Here is a 20,204-nt window from a genome sequence, read left to right on the forward strand (position 1 = left end):
AGCGCCACCAGTTGGCCGCGTCGCAATTCGTGCAATAGCGCCACACTGCCGATGAAGGTCACGCCGTTGCCGGAACTGACGTACTGCTTCAGTGTCGCCAGGGAGTTGCTGACCAGGCTGGCATGGAAATGGCGCTTGCTCAGGACTTCCACGGCATCGATCAACTGCCGGATACCGTAGCCGTGACCCACCAGGCCCAGGGGCCATTCGAGTATGGCGTCCAGAGCGAGCGGCTGGGGCAACCGGGTGAGCGGATGCTGGGGGTGAACGATGGCGCAGAGCGGCTGACGGACGGCAGCGACCGATTCGATACCGGCAATCAGCCGGGGCGCATAGGCAATGCCGATGTGTGCCTGGCCCTCGTAGACCTGGCGCACCACCTCGTTGACGCTGGCCAGGTTCATTTCGATGGTCAACTGCGGATGGCGGGCGCAGAAGTCGTTCATCACGCCGCTCATCAGTCGGTCGCTGTACCCCTCGCTGATCGACAGGCTGATATGGCCGCGCTGAAGGCCGTCCAGCTCGGCTAGCTGTCCGAACAGCGTCTGCTCGGCGACGTCTCGTTCCCGGTAGAAGTCGAGCAGAATGTCGCCGGCCTCGGTGGCGCGCACACCGCGACCGTGACGCTCGACCAACGTCAGGCCGAGCGCCTGCTCGAGCTGCCGGATCTGGCGGCTGATGACGGAGGGTTCGACATCCAGACGGTCCGATGCCGTGCGAATCGAGCCTGCGTCGAGCGCCTGCGAGAGGTAATAGAGCCAGCGGCTGTTCAGGTGGGTCGGGAACTTGTCGTTGTCATTGGCCACGGAGACGATTCCGAAAGGTCAGAGTGACAAAGCATGCTTCGAGCGTTGCTTTTCAAGCAACACAAGCTTGTCGACGAAAGTATTGTTTTCCTCCCTAAGGGATCTACTCTCGGAGAGGAGCGACATGGGTCGGGCGATCCTGCTCGTGGAGTAACAACAACAAACGCGTCCGACCGTATCGCCAACGACAATCATAAGATCGACAACGAGGTTTCTCATGGCGACTCCCTTATCGCGTCGTTTCTCCATGGTGCGCCGCCGTCTTCTGGGTGGCATGGCGATGATGGCACTTCTCTCCACTTGCGGTGCGATCTCGTCGCTGGCTGCGGCTCCAGCGGAGGCCAGCACCCTCCGGGCGGTCATGCATTCGGGCCTGCGGGTCCTCGATCCCATCACCACTACCGCGCATATCACCCGCGATCACGGCTACATGATCTGGGATACGCTGCTGGGCATGGACGACCAGTTCCAGCCACAGCCGCAGATGGCGGACTGGTCGGTCTCCGACGATGGCATGACCTACACCTTTACCCTGCGCGATGGCCTGAAGTGGCATGACGGCGGGGAAGTGACCGCCAGCGACGCGGTGGCCTCGTTCAAGCGCTGGGCCGCGCGGGATGGCGGCGGCCAGATGCTGATGGACCATGTCGCCAGCGTCGAGGCCACCGATCCACAGACCATGACGCTGACGCTCTCGTCACCGTTCGCCTATGTGCTCGAGCTGATGGCGAAGCCTTCGTCGGTGCCGCTGTTCGTGATGCCGGCGCGTATCGCGAGCAAATCTCCCGACGAGACGCTGACGGTGGAAGATCAGGTCGGCTCGGGGCCGTTCAAGTTCATTGCCGACGAGTACGATCCCGGCAGCCGTGTGGTCTACGAGAAGTTCGCCGATTACGTGCCGCGCGATGAGCCGGCCAGTTGGACCGCCGGCGGCAAGGTGGTCAACGTCGATCGTGTCGAATGGATCAACATGAGCGATGCCCAGACCGCGCTCATCGCTCTCAATTCCGGCGAGATCGATTTCCTCGAATCACCCTCCGTCGAGCTGCTTCAGGTGCTCCAGGCCAATCCGGATCTTACCGTCGAGAAGATCAACGAACTGGGCAGCCAGACCATCGGGCGCTTCAATTTCCTCTATCCGCCATTCGACGACCCACAGATTCGCCGCGCCGCGCTAATGGCGATGAACCAGACCGATGTGCTCGCCTCGCTGGTCGGTAACCCGGATCACTATTCGCTCTGTCCCTCCATGTACGGCTGCCAGACACCGCTGGCCACCGACGCCGGCGCGCCGGCATCGCTGACGGAGGGAGGCGGCACGGCGGCCGCGAGGCAGCTGCTCGAGGAGGCCGGCTACGATGGCACGCCAGTGGTGATGATGCAGCCGACGGATGCGCCGACCGTCAGCCCGCAGCCGGTCATCGCCGCCCAGTTGCTGCGCCAGGCCGGGTTCACGGTCGACCTGCAGCCGATGGACTGGCAGACGCTGGTGACGCGACGCGCCAGCCAGCAGCCACCGTCGGAAGGGGGCTGGAACATGTTCTTCACCAACTGGTACATCCCGGAGGTGTGGAATCCGCTGGTCAGCCCGATGCTCAACGGCCGGGGCAAGGACGGCGGCTGGTTCGGCTGGCCGGACGACCCCGAACTCGAATCGATGCGCAACGAGTTCGCCAAGGCGACCAACGCCGAGGACCGCAAGGCGATCGCCAAGCGTATTCAGCAGCACGCCTTCGAACAGGTGACCTACATCCCGCTGGGCGAATATTCGATCCCCGCGGCCTGGAACAACGACCTGTCCGGCATTCTTCACTCGCCGGTGCCGGTGTTCTGGAATATCACCAAGGCCGAGTAAAGGGGCTGGAGCGCGATCGCCGTCGCGCTCCATGCCTGCCGCGAACTGCAACGGAGTACGCTCATGTTCAGCTACTGTCTGCGTCGAACGCTGGCGGCAGTGCCGGTCATGGTGGTGGTGGCGCTGTTCGTCTTCCTGCTGCTGCGGCTCTCGCCGGGCGACCCCGCCGCGATCATTGCCGGCGATATGGCCACGCCGGAACAGCTGGATCGCATCCGTGAAACCCTGGGGCTGAATCAGCCGATCTACCTGCAATTCTTCAACTGGGGCGGTGAGCTGCTGCGCGGCGATTTCGGCACCTCCCTGATGTCGAACCTGCCGGTGACGCAACTGATGGCGCAGCGCCTCGAGCCGACCGTCAGCCTGGCACTGCTCAGCATCGTGCTGTCGGTGGTCGTGGCCGTACCGATGGGCGTCATCGCGGCCTGGAAGCACGGGAGTCTGATCGACAACGTGGTGATGTCGGTCTCGGTGCTGGGCTTTTCGGTGCCGGTTTTCGTGATCGGTTACATCCTGATCAAGATCTTCGCCATCGACCTCGGCTGGCTTCCGGTGCAGGGCTTCAAGCGTGTCTCCGAGGAGGGTTTCGGGCCTTTCATAAGGCACGCCATTCTGCCGGCACTGATGCTGTCGACGATCTACATCGCGCTGATCGCCCGAATGACCCGTGCCAGCATGCTCGACGTGCTGGGCGAGGACTTCGTGCGTACTGCCCACGCCAAGGGCGCCAGTGAGAAGCGGGTGCTGTTCAAGCACGCGCTGCGCAATGCCGGCGTGCCGATTCTGGAGGTGATCGGAACCGGTTTCGCACTGATGATCACCGGGGTGGTGGTGACCGAAAGCGTGTTCAACATTCCCGGGCTCGGCCGGCTGACCGTCGATGCCATCCTCGCGCGCGACTACCCGGTGATCCAGGGGCTGATCCTGGTCACCAGCGGTGTCTATGTGCTGATCAACCTGGCCATCGACCTCTCCTATGCGCTGCTCGACCCGAGGATTCGCTACCAATGAGCCTGACATCCCCTCATGCATCCCCCGGTGCAGCCTTCACCAAGCCGGTTCGACGTCGGCTGCGGTGGCTGCCGCGCCAACGTCCCGGCTGGGCGGTGATCGTCGCCGCCATCTGTCTCGCGCTGATCGTGATCGTCGCCATTCTCGCGCCGTGGCTGGCGCCCCACGACCCGCTCGAGATGTCTCCGGCCAACCGTCTCAAGCCACCCGGCGAGGCATACTGGCTGGGCAGCGACGCCTATGGCCGCGATCTGCTGTCGCGGGTGCTCTATGGTGCTCGGGTCTCGCTGATCGTGGGGATCGGCAGCGCGCTGATCAGTGTCGTCGTCGGCCTGCCGCTGGGGATTCTCGCTGGCTTCTTTCGTGGCCTGGATGCCGTGATCATGCGCGTCATGGATGGGCTGATGGCGATTCCCAGCGTGCTGTTGGCGATCGCCATCGTCTCGCTGGTCAGCGCCAATCTGTGGACGGTGATGGCGGCGATCACCATTCCGGAAATCCCGAGGGTCGTGCGCCTGGTGCGCTCTGTGGTGCTCTCCGCACGGGAGGAGCCCTACGTTGAAGCCGCGGTCTCGCTGGGCAGTAGCCTGTTCACGGTGATGTGGCGGCACCTCATGCCCAACACGCTGGCGCCGCTGATCGTGATGAGTACCTATATCTGCGCCTCGGCGATCCTGACCGAAGCGATCCTCTCCTTCCTGGGCGCCGGGATCGGCACCGAGACGCCAACCTGGGGCAACATCATGGCGGAGGGGCGGACCTATTTCCTGATCAAGCCGTCGCTGATCTTCTGGCCCGGGATACTGCTGTCGGTCTGCATCCTGTCGATCAACCTGCTCGGCGATGCCGCGCGTGACCGTCTCGATCCCCGGCTGCAGAAACGAGGAGCTGCGCAATGAGCGATGACCTCATTCCATCCGGGGCCGCGCCGGCGCCGGTACTCGATATCCGTGGGCTGCAAGTTGCAACGCAGTCGTCGCCGGCCAAGCCCATTCTCAAGGGCATCGATTTCGCGATCGCGCCGGGCGAGACGCTCTGCCTGGTGGGGGAGTCCGGCTCCGGCAAGTCGGTGACCTCGCTGGCTGTGATGGGGCTGCTGCCCAAGGGGAGCCTGAAAGCGGTCGGCGGGCGCATCGAGCTGGAGGGTGATTCGCTGCTCGAGGCTTCCCCGACGCGGCTCAGGGATCTGCGGGCCAGCCGCATGGCGATGATCTTCCAGGAGCCGATGACCGCCCTGAATCCGCTGATGCGAGTCGGCGAGCAGATCGAGGAAGTCCTGGTCATGCACCAGAGAGGGCTCTCCGCCAGGCAGCGACGCGATCGCGTGCTCGATATGCTCGATCAGGTCCAACTGCCGGATATCGAACGGGTCCATGCCAGCTGGCCGCATCAGCTCTCCGGTGGCCAGCGCCAGCGCATCATGATCGCCATGGCGTTGGTCCTCGAACCCAAGCTGCTGATCGCCGACGAGCCCACCACGGCGCTGGACGTCACCACGCAAAAGCAGATCCTCAAGCTGATCAAACAGTTGCAGGAGCGGCACGGTACGTCGGTGCTGTTCATCACCCACGACATGGGGGTCGTCGCGGACATCGCCGACCGCGTCTGTGTCATGCGCCACGGCGAAGTGGTGGAGACCCAGCCGATCGACGCGCTGCTGCGTCGACCGACGACGGATTACACCCGCCAGCTGCTCACCGCGGTGCCGAGCCTGCGGCCCCGGGCATCGCGTGAGGTGGCGGATCGGGAGATCGTGCTGGAAGCGATCGAACTCGAGAAGCGCTATGGGCAAGCCTCGCGCTGGGCCCGGCTCGCTGGCAAGGCTTCCGCCCAGACACTGGCGGCCAGCGATATCAACTTCGCGCTGACTCGCGGGCGAACGTTGGGCATCGTCGGCGAGAGCGGCTCCGGCAAGTCGACCGTGGCCCGCTGCGTGATGCGCATGATCGAGCCGACCGGCGGGGGCGTGCGGGTCATGGGCAAGGATATCGCCAGTCTCGGCAGGGCGGCGCTGAAACCCCATCGAAAGCGGATACAGATGATCTTTCAGGATCCGTTTCGATCGCTGAATCCGCGTCTGACCATCGGCACCAGCCTGATCGAGGGGCCGGTCAACTACGGCACCCCACGCGAGCAAGCGCTGGCGCGTGCCGCCGAGCTGCTGGAGCTGGTGGGGTTGCCGAAGGACGCGCTGGCTCGCTATCCCCATCAGTTCTCGGGTGGCCAGCGTCAGCGCATCGCCATTGCCCGGGCGCTGGCGATGGAGCCCGACGTGCTGGTCGCCGATGAGGCGGTGTCGGCGCTGGATGTCTCGGTACAGGCCCAGGTGCTCGGGCTGCTCGACGACATTCAGCGCCGGCTCGGCGTCGCGGTGCTGTTCATTACCCACGACCTGCGTGTCGCTGCCCAGATCTGCGACGAGGTGATGGTGATGCAGAAGGGCGTGGTGGTGGAGTATGGCCCGGCGAGCCGCGTGTTAGGGGCGCCTGAGCATGCCTACACCCGCTCGCTGATGCTGGCGGCGCCCGGTCGGCACTGGGATTTCGCGGGATTCCGGCCGCTGAAAAGCGTGTTCGAAGAGACGTCGCCGGTAACCGCTGCCGCCCATTGATCGGGCTTTTTACGGCATCGGCCGTGTGGTCGATGCCGTCAGGTGGTTCTCACTGCCTAAAGACACGTCTTCCGAGGACTCGGTATCCAAGGGCTGAGTATTCAAGGGCTTAGTATTCAAGGACTCAGTATTAAAGGAATTGTGCATGTCGATCCCCCGTATTGCCGTCGGCGGTTTTCTCCATGAAACCAACACCTTCGCCCCCAGCCCGGCGACCTACGAGGATTTCCTGCGTGGTGGCGGAGCACCGCCGCTGAGCGAAGGCGAGGCCATCTTCGCGGCCGTCGCCGACAGCAATATCGGTCTGTGCGGTTTTGTCGACGCTGCCGAGTCCCGGGCATGGACGCTGATCCCGACGCTCTGGACGGCGGCGAGTCCGTCGGCGCACGTCACCGAGGATGCTTTCGAGCGCATCGTCCTACGTTTACTGTCGGGCATGCGGGAAGCCATGCCGCTCGACGGTGTCTATCTCGACCTTCATGGCGCGATGGTCGCCGAGCATCTCGACGATGGCGAGGGCGAGTTGCTGAGCCGTGTGCGGGGGCTAGTGGGTGACGAGGTCCCGATCGTCGTCTCGCTGGATCTGCATGGCAACGTGACGCCGACGATGGTCGAGCAGGCCGATAGGCTGATCGCTTATCGGACCTATCCCCACGTCGATATGGCGGAGACCGGCGCCCGCTGTGCCGCCGCCATGGCGGTGCTGCTGGCAAGTGACAAGCGCCCGGCCAAGGCGTTTCGTCAGCTCGATTTCCTGATGCCGATCGCCTGGCAGTGCACGGCTGAAGAGCCCTGCCGTTCGCTCTATGCCGAAGTCACGGCGATGGAGAGCGAATCGCTCCCTTCGATCTCTTTCCTGACCGGGTTCCCGGCCGCGGACTTCGCCCACTGCGGCCCCAGCGTCATCGTTTACGGAATGGATCGGGCCAGTGCCGATGCGGCCGCCGACGCGTTGACGGCGCTCGTCGCCGCCCAGGAATCGGCATTCTCGGGGCGGGTGTTCGAACCGGAGGAGGGGGTGCGCGAGGCGATGCGGCTGGCGGAAGACGCTGCCCGGCCGGTGGTGATCGCCGACACCCAGGACAATCCTGGCGCCGGCGGCAATTCCGACACCGTGGGCATGCTCAAGGCGCTCGTCGCCTGTCGGGCCCGGCGAGCGGCGATCGGCAACGTGTTCGATCCGGCGGCGGCGAGAGCGGCACACGAAGCGGGTGTCGGCGCCGTCGTCCGGCTGGCGCTGGGCGGACGCTCCGGCGTGCCCGGCGACTCGCCGCTGGAGGCGGCATTCACGATCGAGGCGCTCTCCGACGGCCGTTTCGTGGCCCCGGGCCCCTACTATGGAGGCGGCCGCCTCGACATGGGGCCGTCAGCGTGTCTACGAATCGACGAGGTGCGGATCGTCGTGGTCAGCAGCAAGGCCCAGTTGGCCGATCTGGCGATGTATCGTTCGGTGGGCATCGAACCGCTCGAACAGGCCATTCTGGTCAACAAGAGTTCGGTCCATTTTCGCGCCGACTTCGCCCCGATCGCTGAGACGATTCTGGTCTGTGCCGCCCCCGGACCGATGGCCGTCGATCCGGCCGATCTACCGTGGCAACGCCTTCGCCCAGGCATCCGGACGTCGCCTCTCGGCAGGCCCTTCGTCCCTGTCGTCGAACCCGCCTGAGCGCGACTTTTGCCAATGCCGATGTTTCCCCTACCGAGGAGTTCTCATGACTACGTTGCCCCGTATCGATGGCTTTACCGACGAACTGATCGAGATTCGTCACGACATTCACGCCCATCCCGAGATCGGCTTCGAGGAGCTGCGCACGGCCGGAATCGTCAGTGCCTATCTCGAACGCTTGGGCATCGCGGTCCATACCGGCATCGGCGGGACCGGGGTGATCGGTGTGATCGAGGGTAAGCATGGGCCGGGCAAGAGCGTGGGGCTGCGCGCTGATATGGATGCATTGCCGATGGACGAGGAGACGGGCCTGCCGTTTGCCTCACTGAGCCCTGGGCGATTCCACGGCTGCGGCCACGATGGCCATACCACCATGCTGCTGGGCGCGGCGCGCTATCTTGCCGAGACTCGGGATTTCTCCGGTCGTGCGATATTGATCTTCCAGCCGGCCGAGGAGGGGCTGGGCGGCGCGCGGGCGATGATCGCCGAGAAGCTGTTCCAGCGCTTCCCCTGCGACGAGGTCTATGCGCTGCATAACGCGCCGCATCTCGATCATGGACAGGTCCGCGTGATGTCCGGCAAGGCGATGGCAGGCGCCGAGTTCTTCGATATCGTCATTCGCGGTCGGGGCAGTCATGGCGCGCAGCCCAACAACGCCCGCGATCCGATCGTGGTGGCGACGCAGCTCTCCCAGGCCATGCAGAGCATCGTCAGCCGCAACGTCAATCCCCTGGACGCAGCGGTGGTGTCGATCACCCAGCTGCACTCCGGCTCCGCCTATAACGTGATTCCCCAGTCGGCCACACTCTCCGGCACCATTCGCACCTTCGACGACGACGTTGCCGCACTGATTCACGAGCGCATCCGCGAACTGGCAGCCGGCCTGGCCAACGCCTACGGCGTCGAGATAGAGGTCGATATCCGCAATATCTTCTCGGTGCTGGAGAATCATCCCGAGCAGACCGAAGCGCTGGCGGCCGCGGCCAGGGATATCGTCGGTGATGCCAACGTGGCCGATCTCGGCCGACCGGCGATGGGTAGCGAAGATTTCGCCGACATGCTGAAAATGGTGCCGGGTTCCTACTGCTGGGTCGGCCATGCCGGCGATATTCCGGTGCACAATCCGGCGTTCGTGCTTGACGACGGGATCCTGCCGGTCGGGGCAAGCCTGCTGGCGCGGATCGCTGAACGTCGTCTCAACGAACCGGTGGAGATGAGCGCTACCCAGGCGGTGAGCGCATGAGTCTCGCCGCCACCCTCGAATTAGATATCGATGACATGCTGGCCGGGCTAAAGCGCTGGGTCGAATGCGAGAGTCCGACCTTCGATATCGATGCCGTCAATCGCATGATGACGCTGGCCTCGGACGATCTCGTGGCGATGGGGGCGAGCGTCGAACGCGTTTCCGGGCCTGCGGGGCTGGGCGACTGTCTCAAGGCGAGCTTTCCACATCCGAGGCAGGCTGAAGGCGGCATCCTGATCATGGCGCATCTGGATACCGTCCATCCGGTCGGCACGCTGGAGACATTGCCGTTTCGGCGCGACGGTGATCGCTGTTATGGCCCCGGAATCTGTGACATGAAGGGCGGCACCTATGCGGCGCTTCGCGCCGTGGTTGCGCTTCAGCAGGCGGGGGGCGACATGGCGCTGCCGATTCACGTGCTGCTGACCTGCGACGAGGAGATCGGCAGCCCCGGCACCCGCGAACTGATCGAGCGGGAAGCGGCGAGGCATCGTTACATCCTGGTTCCGGAACCGGCGCGCGCGGGCAATGGCGTGATCACCGGGCGCTATGCGATCGCGCGTTTCGAGCTGCTCGCTCACGGTCGGCCAAGCCATGCCGGGGCGGCGCTGGCGGATGGCCATTCCGCGATTCGCGAGATGGTTGCACGAATTCCCGAGATCGAGTCGATGACCGACGATGACTGCACCTTCAGTGTTGGCGTGGTACAGGGCGGTCAATGGGTCAACTGTGTCTCGACGAGCTGCCGTGGCGAGGCGCTGAGCATGGCCAAGCGTCAGGCCGACCTGGATCGCGGTATCGAACGCATGCTGGCGCTCACCCAGCGCGATGCCGACGGGATCGGCTTCGAGGTCAAGCTCGGTGTGGTTCGGCCGGTATGGGAAGCGGGCCAGGCGACGCTATCGCTCTACGCCCAGGCCAGTAGAGTTGCCGATGAGCTGAAGATGCCGCTGCCGCACGCCAGCAGCGGTGGCGGCTCCGACGGCAACTTCACCGGTGCGATGGGGCTGGCGACGCTCGATGGATTAGGCGTGCGCGGTGCAGGAATCCACACGCTGGACGAACATATCGAGGTCGACAGTCTGGTCGAGCGCTCGAGATTGATGGCTGGGCTGATGGCGGTGCTGCGCTGATCGCTAGCGTGTGGAATTGTCGCTCGATCTAGTCATCGACGCGTCCGCGCAGGCGCTTTTTCTGCCCTTGACGGGTCTTGCTGTCGACGCGCTTGCGTTTGGCGCTGCGGCTGGGCTTGGTGGCCTGGCGTGGCTTGTCGCCGTAGAGCACGGGTTTGATCAGCTGTTTCAGACGAACGAGTGCCGCTTCCCGGTTGAGCTCCTGGGTGCGGTGCTCCTGCGACTTGATCACGATGATGCCGTCGCGGGTGATGCGTTTGTCACTCAGGGCCAGCAGCTTCTCCTTGAACCCAGGATGCAGACTGGAGGCGCGGATGTCGAAGCGCAGGTGGATCGCCGAGGAGACCTTGTTGACGTTCTGGCCACCGGCACCCTGGGCGCGTACGGCGATGAGTTCGATCTCGTTGTCGGGGATCGACACGTTGCGGGAGATTTCCAGTGGCATCGGTTGCTCCCTGAGTGTTCGAAAATGAGGGTAATGCCTCGCTTAGTCGACGCGATAGATACGCCAGCCTTCGGGGCAGGGCCTATCCTGCCACAGGCTGAGCATGGCGTCGCTGGCCGGAAACAGCGGCGTGGGGAGCTCCTGTTGCGGAAACCACGTCCAGCGATCGAAGACATCCGGCTCGGTTACGCGGGGCTCGGCGATTTCGTCGCCGAGTGAAATCAGTGCCGCGCCGGTGATCGCGGTGCGGTCGCTGTCCAGTTGTTGCAGGAAGGCGAATACCTCGACCGGCTGTCGAGTGACGATGCCGGTCTCTTCGTGCAGTTCCCGCAGTGCCGCGGCCTCGAAGGTCTCCCCGGGTTCGACGTGTCCACCGGGAAGACACCAGGTGGGTGTCTCTCCGGCCTTGATACGGTAGCCGAGCAGCAGGTCGCCGCCGGGGCGGGTGACGATGACACCGACACCCACGCGGGAAACGGGGGCAGCCATCAGAGCGGTTCCTCCCGTAGCGACGCTTCCGACAAGGCCGACAGCACTGCACTGGCCGCATAGTGGCCGCTGATGAAGGCGGCCACGATGCCCCGGAACAGCCCGCAGGCGTCGCCGACCACCCAGGTCGGTTGTCCGGGCAGGCGCAGGTGGCCGTCGACGCCGGGATACCAGCCGACGCCCTCGAGGGTCGGGCCGATCAGGCGCGTCGCTTCATGTTCGATCCGGGGGAAGCTGTCGACGAGCTGGCGCAGCCCCTGCAACATCGCACACGCCACGGCGTCGCCATAGAGGCGTCGCATCCGGGCCATGGTTTCTGCGTCCTCTTCCAGCCATGCCGACAGGGGGATCTCGAAGTAGGCGTCCCGCTCGGCCATGGCGTCCTGTAATGCCGAGATCGCCTCCCGCGCCATCGATTCGTCGAGGATGCGCGTATTGAAACCGACATTGGAGCGCGCCGTGGGAGGGCCGTCCGAGTGTCCCGATACCGTCCACAGGCCTTGCGTTCGGGTCAGCACGGTGGTGCCGTTGCGACAGGCGCAGAAAGTGCGCCATTCGATACCGTCTTCGGCCGTCTGCAGCGTCAGCTTGGGATCGAGATTGGAGAATGTCTGGAAGAAGGCCTGCTCGCTGGGCTGGTCGATACGGAAGCCGACTTCCAGGCGGCGGAAGACCTTCTCGATGTTGCCCATGTCCAGTGCGCCGAAACGCCCTGTGGCCCAGATCATTGTCCTGCTGACAAGCGCGCCGGGCGCTGCGTCGGGGCCCTCCAATTGCAGGTGATGGCGCTGCTCGTTGGCGTCGTAGCGGTGGGAGGTCACGCAGGTTCCGGTCAGGATGTCGATATCGACGCCATTGACCAGGCCGAATACCATCTCCTCCCGCGCCTGCAGCGGCAGGTAGCGGGAGGGGTAGTCCTTCAGGTTCCAGCGGCCCTCCTCCGGCGTGTAGACGTCGGTTCTGTCCGGGAACGGTGGCGTCTGCATGCCGTAGGATTCGAGCAGCTCACAGGTCCAGGCGTAAGCGCGATGCAAGGCCTCGCGTTCCGGCAATTGCCATATCCGCGTTGCGGATGGGAAGAACGAGAACTTGCCGTCCGAGTAGAGTCCGGCCCCGCCTTGGCCTTGAGTCAGATTGGCTTCGTCGCTTCTGTCGCGCCTCGAGATATCCGGACCTCGATCGATGAGAAGTACCCGACGTCCCTGACCAGAGAGTCTTTGGGCGGCGGCCAGTCCGGCGGGGCCGGCTCCGACGATGGTGACGTCATAACTCTCCATCATAACTCTCCATGATGAGGCCTCGAGCAGTAATGCGTGTCGAACGACGATGGGATGCCCGTGACAACGAGGTCGGCGGGATCTGGGTCGCGGCAGGAGTAACAGTTTTTTACTAAAAAATGATACGATACGCTGCGTATCCTATATTATCGTATCTTTCAGGAGCTGTTTTTGACAAGGATGTCTTCCATGCCCGTCGTTTCTCCTGCACGCCCAGGTCGGCCACGCAGCGCCACGGCTTCTGCCGAGGTGATGCGAACAGCCTTGGAACTGGCGCTGGAGGGAGGAATTCACCATGCCACCGTCGAGCGGATAGTCAGCGTCTCGGGTGTGGCCAAGTCGACCATCTACCGACGTTGGCCAAATGCGGTTGCCATCGTCATGGATGCCTTTCTGGAAGCGGTAGGGCCGAGCATCGCCTACGATGACGAACTGCCCGTCGTTGCCAGTTTCCGGCGCAGCGTGCTGGCGCTGGCCGAGGTGCTCAATGGCCCTCATGGCCGCTTGCTGCAGTATCTGCTGGGCGCCGCCCAATCCGACCCCGTACTGAGCCGTGCCTTCGTCGAGCGCTGGATCGGACCGCGTCGCCAGATGGGCCGGCAAGCCATCGTCGGTGCCGTCGAGCGAGGCGAGCTCAGCCCGGAGATCGATCCGGACCTGAGCATGGATCTGATCTACGGCGCGGTCTATTACCGGCTGTCGGTCTCCTTTTGCGAGATCGACCAGGATTTCGTCGAAGCGGTCATCGATCGGGCGCTGGGGCCCTATGTGCGGGGCGGGCTCGACTGATAGCCGGCGCCAGTCGGTTCAGGCTGTCCCTGGCAGGGCGCCCATCGTCTGCCCCATGCTGATCGGGCTGCCCTCGGGATCGAAGTTGCCGAAGGCGGTCTCTCTCCCCAGGCACATCACCACCGTGGAGCCGAGCTTGAAGCGGCCCATCTCCTGGCCTTTCTCGATCACGATCGGCTCGTCGAAGCGGGTCGTCTGGATGCGGCCGCTCAGCGGCGTGACCTGGCCGGCCCAGGTGGTTTCGATGGCGGCCACGATCATCGCGCCGACCAGCACCATGGCCAGCGGCCCGTGCTCGGTATCGAAGAGACAGACCAGCCGCTCGTTGCGCGCGAACAGCCCTGGAACATGGTTGGCGGTGGCGCTGTTGACCGAGAACAGCCGTCCGGGGACGTAGGTCATCTCACGCAGTGTGCCGGTCATCGGCATATGTACCCGGTGATAATCCTTGGGCGATAGATAGACCGTGGCGAAGCTGCCCTGGCGAAACGGCGCCGCGCGCGAGACGTCGCCGCCCAGCAGGGCGCCGAGCGAGTAGGTCTGGCCCTTGGCCTGGATCAGGGTGCCGTGTTCGATACGACCGTAGCGTGACAGCACGCCATCGGCGGGAGACACCAGGCCTTCGCCGATGGGGCGGGCCTCGGGTTTGAGCGCGCGGGTGAAGAAATCGTTGAAGCAGGCATAGGCGCCAGGATCCGGCTGCAGGGCCTGGGTCATGTCGACGCCGTAGGTCTGGATGAAGCGCCGGATGAACAGGTCCTTGACCCAAGGTATCCGACTATCGGCGATTCGGCCGATCAGTCGCGAGATCGCATGCTGAGGCAGCGGGTACTGAATTCTGGCGAAGAGTTCCTGGCGATCCACGATAACGACCCCGGTGAAAGAAGAGGGACTGACGGAAGGCGGACAAGGTAGCGAGAGTCCTCGGTCCGCGCAATAGACTGAGCTACGAGCTACGAGCTACGAGCTACGAGCTACGAGCTACGAGCTACGAGCTACGAGCGACTAGTACTATTTCTCGACCGGGGTATCGTCGCGGTTGCCCCACTCCTTCCAGGAGCCGGGGTAGGCGCGGACGTTGTCGTAGCCGAGTGCCTTGGCGGCAAGCCAGGTCAGACCGCTGCGGTGGTGGGTCTGGCAGTGGGTGACGATCTCCTTGTCCTGGGTCAGGCCGCGTGCCTCCAGTTCGGTGACGAGCTCGGCGTAGTCGCGAAGACGCAGGTCGTGATCCTTGTCCATCACCTCCAGCCAGTCCAGATTGACCGCCCCGGGGATATGCCCGAGCTTGCGGTTGTCGCCCTTGAGGCCGCGATACTCATCCATGGAGCGGGCGTCCCAGATGGCGAGCGCCGGGTCGCCAAGGCGCTCCAGCAACTCCTCGCGCCGGATCTGGACCTGGGGATTGAGGTAGGCCGCTTCGTATTCGCTGGGGGTCGGCGAATCCGGCGTCGTGGAGACCGGCTGGCCTTCGGCCCGCCAGGCATGGATGCCGCCATTGAGATAGGAGTAGCGGCGATGCCCGATCAGCTCCAGCGTCCACAGCAGGCGGCCCGCCCAGCCGCCGCCCTCATCGTCATAGGCGACGACGTGGGTCTCCGGGGTCAGCCCGAGTTCGGAGAACAGCGCACTCAGATCGGCTTCTGAGGGCACATCGTTGGGTACGTCGCCGCTGCCAGCCAGCAGACGCCGGGACTCGAGGAAGATAGCCCCAGGCACGTGACCCGAGTCGTAACTCTCTGCCTTGAGCGGTACGTCGATGATCAGCAGATGCGGGTCATCGAGGTGGTGGGCTAGCGTGGCCGGCTCCAGAATCAGCGGCAGCTGGGGGATTTCCGAGCTCATGGGCGACTCCTGGCGTGGTTATGTTGGCGATCCCCGTGATGATGGCACATGCACCCGGCACTAGGTAGCGGGTGGCGCCATCGACCGGATTCGTTATACTGCGCGCCGCTCGGCCTGGCCTCTCGGCTTTTTACAAGAAGTTTCGCCCAGACCTTTTTATTGAAACCAACTTCGTATACAAAATTCACGGACGCGACCGGTTCGCGTCATCAATAACAATCATCATGGCCAGGAGATTGCTGCGTGCTCGAAAAAATGTTCTCTCTGCGCTCGCTGGAAACGACGGTGAAGACCGAAGTGCTGGCGGGTGTCGCGACCTTCCTGGCGGCGATGTACATCATCGTGGTCAATCCTTCGATCCTCTCCAGTGCCGGCGTGCCGTTTGCCGGCGCCCTGACGGCGACGGTGCTGATCAGCTTCTTCGGCAGCGTGATGATGGGGCTCTACGCGCGCAACCCGATCCTGGTCGCGCCGGGTATGGGGATCAACGCGCTGTTAACCTACACCATGGTGCTGGGGGCGGGCATCGAGTGGCAGACCGCGCTGGGCTGTGTGTTCTGGTCCGGCGTGCTGTTCGGGATCCTGGCGCTGTTCAACGTGCGCCGCTACGTGGTCGACGCCATTCCGGCGACGCTGCGTCATGCCATCGCCTGTGGCATCGGCCTGTTCATCACCGTCATCGGCCTGGTCAATGCCGGGATGCTGGTCTCCAATCCGGCGACGGTCGTCGGTCTGGGCAAGATGACGCCGACGCTGGTGACGTGCCTGATCGGGTTGGGCGTCACCGCCGTACTGGTCGCTCGTCGCGTCCAGGGCGCGCTGATCCTGGGGATCGTCGTCACCACGATACTCGCCATTCCCATCGGCCGGCTGTGGGGCGATGCCAGTGCCATGTCGCCCACCGGCGCGCCGACGCTGGTCAACTTCCAGGGCCTCTTCGCCTGGCCGGATTTCGGGGCGCTGTGGCAGGTCGACTTCGTCGGTGCGCTGGCGGTGGCCTACTGGCCGTTCATCTTCGTGATCCTGTTCACCACCTTCTTCGACGCGATGTCGACCTTTATCGGCGTCTGCCAGGCGGGCAACCTGCTCGACGACGATGGCGAGCCGCGCAACATTCGCCGTTCGATGATGGTGGACGCCTTCTCGGCGTTGATCTCCGCACCGCTGGGCACCAGCCCGGCCAACGCCTATGTCGAGTCCGCGGCCGGGATCAGTCAGGGCGGTCGGTCGGGCCTGGTCGCCGTGGTCGCCGGCCTGCTGTTCCTGCCGTTCCTGTTCCTGTCGCCGCTGCTGGCGCTGGTGCCGGCCATCGCCACCGCGCCGGCCCTGATCATGGTGGGCGTCTTCATGCTCTCGCCGATCCGCACCATCGACTGGCAGCAGTACGACGACGCGATCCCGGCCTTCGTGGCGATGATGCTGATCCCGCTGACCTACTCGATCACCCACGGGGTGGTGTTCGGCTTTCTGACGTTCGTGGTGGTCAAGGTCGGCGTGGGCAAGGCAAAGGAAGTGCGCCCGGCGATGTGGGTGCTGTTCTTCCTGTCCATTCTGATGTTGTTCGAGGGCTGATCCAGGCTGCTTTTGCTTAATCAGCCTTCGTTAACGCGGCATGGGCACTCCCGAGCCAAGTTGGTTTGTTGTTGGTCAGGTTGATTTGCTCGAAGTCTCGCACCCTGGACGCCTTCCAGAACGGCGCTGAACGCAGAGCGTCGAGCCGGGTCTCGCGTCATGGATGACGCGAGAGGCGCGTTGGGCAGGATGCCCTTTCGCGCCGACCCGAGCGCAGGCGCTCTAGCGTTCGGAGTCCGCCGTTCTGTGGCGTCAAAAAGGGGAGTTTGAGGGGCTTGCCCCTCAAGAGTAACGTGCAGGAGGACGGTAGCGGCTTCGTCAGTGGTGACCTGGTACTGTTTGAATGAGTCAGCTCAGGCATTTATGGATGATCAGATATCGCCGCGTCTCAGGACGCGGCGATCGTATTTTGAGAATCAGGAGTTCGTGATGTCGTCTCTGATGCGCTGGAAGCTGGCGAAGCGCAGGGGATGGATCTCGCCGCGCTCGACGGCGTCGAGCAGGGCGCAGCCGGGCTCCTGGCGGTGGCGGCAGTCGCGGAAGCGGCAGCGGCCGAGATAGGGGCGGAACTCGATGAAACCTTCGGCCAGCTCGTGCTCGTCGAGATGCCATAGCCCGAATTCGCGGATGCCGGGCGAGTCGATCAGATCGCCGCGACGCTCTCCATCGACCGTGGTTTCCAGCGGCAGCGGGTAGAGGCGGGCCGTGGTGGTGGTGTGTTTGCCCTTGCGGGTGTCCGTCGACAGCGCCCCGATCCGCAGGGTCTCGTCGGGAAGCAGCCGGTCGATCAACGAGGATTTGCCGACCCCGCTCTGGCCAACGAAGACGGAGGTTCGAGCCGCCAGTTGCGCCCATAACCCTTCCAGCCCCTGCTCGCCGCGCGCCGAGGCTTCGATCAGTGGGTACCCCAGCTCACGGTAGCGGGCCAGCGTCGCGCGCAACGGCCCGCCCTCGGCTGGCAGCAGGTCGCTCTTGTTGAGCACCAGCACGGGAGGAATCCCGGTGCTCCCGGCGGCGACCAGGTAGCGGTCGATCAGATTGGGGTGCGGTTCCGGTTCGCCCGCCACCACGATCAGGATCTGGTCGATATTGGCGGCCACCGGGCGCAGTTGACCGTGGGCATCGGGGCGTTCGAGCACGCTGTGACGCTCGCCGCGGGCGACCACCACGCCGCTGCCGTCGTTGGCCTGGCGCCAGATCACCTGATCGCCGGTCACCAGGCCTTCGAGATTGGCGCGCAGATGGCAGCGGTGCAGTCGAACCTGGTCGCCCTCGACGGATTCGACCTCCAGCGAGCGGCCGAAATGGGCGGCGACCCGGCCCGGGCGCTCGGCGCCGTATTCGCCGGCGTCGAGGCGCTCGCTGTCGCGCTCGTCCTTCTTCGAGGCGCGCTCGGCACGCTCGGCCTGGATCTTCTCGACCCGCCAGCGCTGCTGGCGGGTCAGTTTTCGGCGGCTCATGATGGGTGTCGGCTCGCGGTTGTCTGAGGCTCAAGAGGGGAGTGAAGCTCACCTCTGGCGTTTGCCCCTTCCTCGTGTCACGGGGGTAGAATGGCGGCATTGTAGCCGTTACCGACCTGCCGTGTCCGCCCGCGTCCGTGTGACCGGGGACACCGACCCTGGAGTTGTTCATGTCTGAACCATCCGCCGCTGGCGCCCGCAGCGATCTTCTGGTCTGGATAGACCTGGAAATGACCGGCCTCGACCCGGATCGGGAGCGAATCATCGAAGTGGCGACCTTGATCACCGACGGTGAACTCAATCTGATCGCCGAAGGCCCGGTACTGGCGGTGCATCAGCCGGATGCCCTGCTCGACGGGATGGACGAATGGAACCAGAAGACGCATGGTGAATCCGGACTGGTTCGGCGGGTGCGCGAGAGCACCATCGACACCTCGGAAGCGGAGCGGCGCACGCTCAAGTTCCTGGCCAACTACGTTCTGCCCGGCACCTCTCCGGTCTGTGGCAACAGCGTCCACCAGGACCGGCGCTTCATGGAGCGCGAGATGCCGGCGCTCAACAACTTCTTTCACTATCGCAACCTGGATGTCTCGACGCTGAAGGAGCTGGCCAAGCGCTGGAATCCGGCGGCGGCCAACGGCTTCACCAAGCAGAACACCCATCAGGCACTGGACGATATTCGCGAGTCGCTGGCGGAGCTCAAGCATTATCGCGAAACCTTCCTGAAGCTTCCGGACTGATCGCCGACGGGGCGCCGATCGTTCTTGGCCACGCCTCAGACGCTGGCGATGCGCGCTTCACGCTTGATCCGCTGCTCCTCGAGCGCCCAGCGCACGTGCTCGCGAACCAGGTCGGAGGGATACGCCAGGCGGGCTCGCAGGGCATGCTCGACGCGCTCGCTCCAGGGCGCATTGCCCAGGCCGATCGCCAGGTTGCGCAGCCAGCGCTCGTAGCCGATGCGCCGGATCGGGCTGCCTTCGGTGCGCTTGAGAAATTCGCTCTCGCTCCAGGCGAACAGGTCGATCAGTTCGGCGCGATCCAGGTCATGGCGCGGCGCGAAGTCCGGCTCTGCGCTGGCGCGAGTGAAGCGGGTGAAAGGGCAGAACAGCTGGCAGTCGTCGCAGCCGTAGACCCGATTGCCCATGGCCCGGCGAAACTCGAGGGGAATGCTGCCGTGAAGCTCGATGGTCAGGTAGGAGATGCAGCGCCGGGCATCGATCACCTTGTCGTCGATGATGGCATCGGTCGGGCAGGCGGTCTGGCAACTGCTGCAGGAGCCGCAGTGTTCGCGCTCGAAGGGCGGGTCCACCGGTAGCGGCAGGTCGGTATAGAGCTCGCCGAGGAAGAACAGCGAGCCGGCCTGCGGATCGAGCAGCATGGCGTTCTTGCCGAACCAGCCCAGTCCGGCCTTCTGGGCCAGGGCGCGCTCCATCACCGGCGCGGAGTCGACGAAGGCGCGATAGCCGATCTGGCCGACTTCGTTCTCGATCTTGCGCGCCAGCTGGTCCAGTCGCTTGCGGATCAGCTTGTGATAGTCGCGGCCCAGGGCGTAGCGTGAAACATACGCCTTGTGCGGCTGTCCCAGTGTCCTGGTGGTCTCGACCTCGGGCGGCAGGTAATCCATGCGGGCGCTGATCACACGCAGCGTGCCGGGCACGAGTTGCTGCGGTCGCGTGCGCTTGCTCCCGTGCCTGGCCATGTAGTGCATCTCGCCATGGTGCCCGGCTTCCAGCCAGCGTTGCAGATAGCGCTCATGGCTCGACAGATCGGTATCGGTGATACCGATCGCCTGGAAGCCGAGCTCTCGCCCCCACTGTTTGACGCGTGAGGCGAGGTCGTTGAAATCGACGCTGGATCGTTGTGACATACCGCAGGGACGCATGCAGGGATGGGGGTGTCGGGTGCGCTACCCTACACCACTATCCAACTCATTATCGAGTCACCTCATCATCCGGCCGAACGGCGGGGCGGGTCATGTTCGATGACCCGAGCCGTCGGAAGACCA

Annotated in this window: 18 protein-coding genes; 10 read left to right on the forward strand and 8 right to left on the reverse strand. The window is 64.4% G+C overall.

Translation table 11 applies throughout. The features are described from left to right. Nucleotides 1-806 (reverse strand): LysR family transcriptional regulator (locus AC3AYF_RS00390; protein WP_487779279.1); only part of this gene is annotated, 806 nt, incomplete at its 3' end. A gap of 217 nt (nt 807-1,023) precedes the next feature. Between AC3AYF_RS00390 and AC3AYF_RS00395 the strand changes: the two genes are divergently transcribed. The 7 genes from AC3AYF_RS00395 to AC3AYF_RS00425 all read left to right on the forward strand — a co-directional run bounded on the left by AC3AYF_RS00395 (nt 1,024) and on the right by AC3AYF_RS00425 (nt 10,325). Continuing rightward, the gene (locus tag AC3AYF_RS00395; RefSeq protein WP_487779280.1) at nt 1,024-2,661 is read left to right on the forward strand and encodes an ABC transporter substrate-binding protein; all 1,638 of its coding nucleotides are present in this window, start codon (nt 1,024-1,026) and stop codon (nt 2,659-2,661) included. A 63-nt stretch (nt 2,662-2,724) separates the two neighbouring features. After that, entirely contained in the window at nt 2,725-3,672 is a 948-nt protein-coding gene (locus AC3AYF_RS00400) for an ABC transporter permease (protein WP_295035686.1), read from the forward strand. Further along, nucleotides 3,669-4,571: an ABC transporter permease gene (locus AC3AYF_RS00405; protein ID WP_295035688.1), complete on the forward strand. Its 903-nt coding sequence runs from the start codon at nt 3,669-3,671 to the stop codon at nt 4,569-4,571. The genes AC3AYF_RS00400 and AC3AYF_RS00405 overlap by 4 nt, the downstream gene beginning before the upstream one ends. Further along, nucleotides 4,568-6,283 carry an ABC transporter ATP-binding protein gene (locus tag AC3AYF_RS00410; RefSeq protein ID WP_295035690.1) on the forward strand — a complete coding sequence of 572 codons (1,716 nt, stop codon included), beginning with the start codon at nt 4,568-4,570 and terminating at the stop codon, nt 6,281-6,283. The genes AC3AYF_RS00405 and AC3AYF_RS00410 overlap by 4 nt, the downstream gene beginning before the upstream one ends. Before the next feature lie 145 nt (nt 6,284-6,428). Then, entirely contained in the window at nt 6,429-7,949 is a 1,521-nt protein-coding gene (locus AC3AYF_RS00415; RefSeq protein ID WP_295035691.1) for a M81 family metallopeptidase, read from the forward strand. A 46-nt stretch (nt 7,950-7,995) separates the two neighbouring features. Then, the gene (locus AC3AYF_RS00420; protein WP_295035693.1) at nt 7,996-9,192 is read left to right on the forward strand and encodes a M20 aminoacylase family protein; all 1,197 of its coding nucleotides are present in this window, start codon (nt 7,996-7,998) and stop codon (nt 9,190-9,192) included. After that, on the forward strand, nt 9,189-10,325 hold the full coding sequence (locus tag AC3AYF_RS00425) for a M20/M25/M40 family metallo-hydrolase (RefSeq protein ID WP_295035694.1): 1,137 nt from the start codon (nt 9,189-9,191) through the stop codon (nt 10,323-10,325). Before AC3AYF_RS00420 ends, AC3AYF_RS00425 begins: the two co-directional genes overlap by 4 nt. A 28-nt stretch (nt 10,326-10,353) precedes the next feature. Here AC3AYF_RS00425 and arfB read toward each other — a convergent pair whose 3' ends face one another. Genes arfB through AC3AYF_RS00440 form a run of 3 tightly spaced genes read right to left on the reverse strand, consistent with a single transcriptional unit; the run spans nt 10,354 to nt 12,536 of the window. Continuing rightward, the gene (gene arfB / locus AC3AYF_RS00430; protein WP_295035697.1) at nt 10,354-10,770 is read right to left on the reverse strand and encodes an alternative ribosome rescue aminoacyl-tRNA hydrolase ArfB; all 417 of its coding nucleotides are present in this window, start codon (nt 10,768-10,770) and stop codon (nt 10,354-10,356) included. A 42-nt stretch (nt 10,771-10,812) separates the two neighbouring features. After that, complete coding sequence (locus tag AC3AYF_RS00435) at nt 10,813-11,259, reverse strand: nucleotide triphosphate diphosphatase NUDT15 (protein ID WP_295035700.1); 447 nt, start codon at nt 11,257-11,259, stop codon at nt 10,813-10,815. Then, nucleotides 11,259-12,536: an FAD-dependent oxidoreductase gene (locus tag AC3AYF_RS00440; RefSeq protein WP_487779281.1), complete on the reverse strand. Its 1,278-nt coding sequence runs from the start codon at nt 12,534-12,536 to the stop codon at nt 11,259-11,261. Before AC3AYF_RS00440 ends, AC3AYF_RS00435 begins: the two co-directional genes overlap by 1 nt. Nucleotides 12,537-12,725: 189 nt before the next feature. On the opposite strand from AC3AYF_RS00440, the gene AC3AYF_RS00445 reads away from it, so the two are divergent. Further along, complete coding sequence (locus AC3AYF_RS00445) at nt 12,726-13,325, forward strand: TetR/AcrR family transcriptional regulator (RefSeq protein ID WP_487779282.1); 600 nt, start codon at nt 12,726-12,728, stop codon at nt 13,323-13,325. A gap of 18 nt (nt 13,326-13,343) precedes the next feature. Here the strand turns inward: AC3AYF_RS00445 and asd are convergent, their stop codons facing one another. Together asd and AC3AYF_RS00455 are read right to left on the reverse strand one after the other, a co-directional pair. Continuing rightward, a complete protein-coding gene (gene asd, locus AC3AYF_RS00450; RefSeq protein WP_487779283.1) occupies nt 13,344-14,189 on the reverse strand; it encodes an archaetidylserine decarboxylase in 846 nt (281 codons plus the stop codon). A 147-nt stretch (nt 14,190-14,336) separates the two neighbouring features. Continuing rightward, on the reverse strand, nt 14,337-15,167 hold the full coding sequence (locus AC3AYF_RS00455) for a sulfurtransferase (RefSeq protein WP_295035706.1): 831 nt from the start codon (nt 15,165-15,167) through the stop codon (nt 14,337-14,339). 255 nt (nt 15,168-15,422) lie between these two features. Between AC3AYF_RS00455 and AC3AYF_RS00460 the strand changes: the two genes are divergently transcribed. Then, nucleotides 15,423-16,739: an NCS2 family permease gene (locus AC3AYF_RS00460; protein ID WP_487779287.1), complete on the forward strand. Its 1,317-nt coding sequence runs from the start codon at nt 15,423-15,425 to the stop codon at nt 16,737-16,739. A gap of 416 nt (nt 16,740-17,155) precedes the next feature. Here the strand turns inward: AC3AYF_RS00460 and rsgA are convergent, their stop codons facing one another. Then, the gene (rsgA, locus tag AC3AYF_RS00465; RefSeq protein WP_487779284.1) at nt 17,156-18,199 is read right to left on the reverse strand and encodes a small ribosomal subunit biogenesis GTPase RsgA; all 1,044 of its coding nucleotides are present in this window, start codon (nt 18,197-18,199) and stop codon (nt 17,156-17,158) included. Nucleotides 18,200-18,369: 170 nt separating this feature from the next. Between rsgA and orn the strand changes: the two genes are divergently transcribed. Then, the gene (orn, locus tag AC3AYF_RS00470; RefSeq protein WP_295035710.1) at nt 18,370-18,939 is read left to right on the forward strand and encodes an oligoribonuclease; all 570 of its coding nucleotides are present in this window, start codon (nt 18,370-18,372) and stop codon (nt 18,937-18,939) included. Between the two features lie 35 nt (nt 18,940-18,974). Here the strand turns inward: orn and queG are convergent, their stop codons facing one another. Further along, nucleotides 18,975-20,066 (reverse strand): tRNA epoxyqueuosine(34) reductase QueG, encoded by a 1,092-nt coding sequence (gene queG / locus AC3AYF_RS00475; RefSeq protein WP_295035712.1) that lies wholly within the window; start codon nt 20,064-20,066, stop codon nt 18,975-18,977. Nucleotides 20,067-20,204: the final 138 nt, after the last annotated feature.

The sequence above is a fragment of the Salinicola sp. genome (assembly GCF_982684285.1).

Bases quoted from the DNA above. Each gene is read 5' to 3' on its own strand.
- AC3AYF_RS00415 (WP_295035691.1), top strand. From the start codon at position 6,429: ATGTCGATCCCCCGTATTGCCGTCGGCGGTTTTCTCCATGAAACCAAC.
- queG (WP_295035712.1), bottom strand. From the start codon at position 20,066: ATGTCACAACGATCCAGCGTCGATTTCAACGACCTCGCCTCACGCGTC.
- orn (WP_295035710.1), top strand. From the start codon at position 18,370: ATGTCTGAACCATCCGCCGCTGGCGCCCGCAGCGATCTTCTGGTCTGG.
- AC3AYF_RS00425 (WP_295035694.1), top strand. From the start codon at position 9,189: ATGAGTCTCGCCGCCACCCTCGAATTAGATATCGATGACATGCTGGCC.
- AC3AYF_RS00400 (WP_295035686.1), top strand. From the start codon at position 2,725: ATGTTCAGCTACTGTCTGCGTCGAACGCTGGCGGCAGTGCCGGTCATG.
- AC3AYF_RS00460 (WP_487779287.1), top strand. From the start codon at position 15,423: ATGTTCTCTCTGCGCTCGCTGGAAACGACGGTGAAGACCGAAGTGCTG.
- AC3AYF_RS00405 (WP_295035688.1), top strand. From the start codon at position 3,669: ATGAGCCTGACATCCCCTCATGCATCCCCCGGTGCAGCCTTCACCAAG.
- AC3AYF_RS00395 (WP_487779280.1), top strand. From the start codon at position 1,024: ATGGCGACTCCCTTATCGCGTCGTTTCTCCATGGTGCGCCGCCGTCTT.
- AC3AYF_RS00435 (WP_295035700.1), bottom strand. From the start codon at position 11,259: ATGGCTGCCCCCGTTTCCCGCGTGGGTGTCGGTGTCATCGTCACCCGC.
- AC3AYF_RS00445 (WP_487779282.1), top strand. From the start codon at position 12,726: ATGCCCGTCGTTTCTCCTGCACGCCCAGGTCGGCCACGCAGCGCCACG.
- AC3AYF_RS00455 (WP_295035706.1), bottom strand. From the start codon at position 15,167: ATGAGCTCGGAAATCCCCCAGCTGCCGCTGATTCTGGAGCCGGCCACG.
- AC3AYF_RS00420 (WP_295035693.1), top strand. From the start codon at position 7,996: ATGACTACGTTGCCCCGTATCGATGGCTTTACCGACGAACTGATCGAG.
- AC3AYF_RS00440 (WP_487779281.1), bottom strand. From the start codon at position 12,536: ATGGAGAGTTATGACGTCACCATCGTCGGAGCCGGCCCCGCCGGACTG.
- AC3AYF_RS00410 (WP_295035690.1), top strand. From the start codon at position 4,568: ATGAGCGATGACCTCATTCCATCCGGGGCCGCGCCGGCGCCGGTACTC.
- arfB (WP_295035697.1), bottom strand. From the start codon at position 10,770: ATGCCACTGGAAATCTCCCGCAACGTGTCGATCCCCGACAACGAGATC.
- rsgA (WP_487779284.1), bottom strand. From the start codon at position 18,199: ATGAGCCGCCGAAAACTGACCCGCCAGCAGCGCTGGCGGGTCGAGAAG.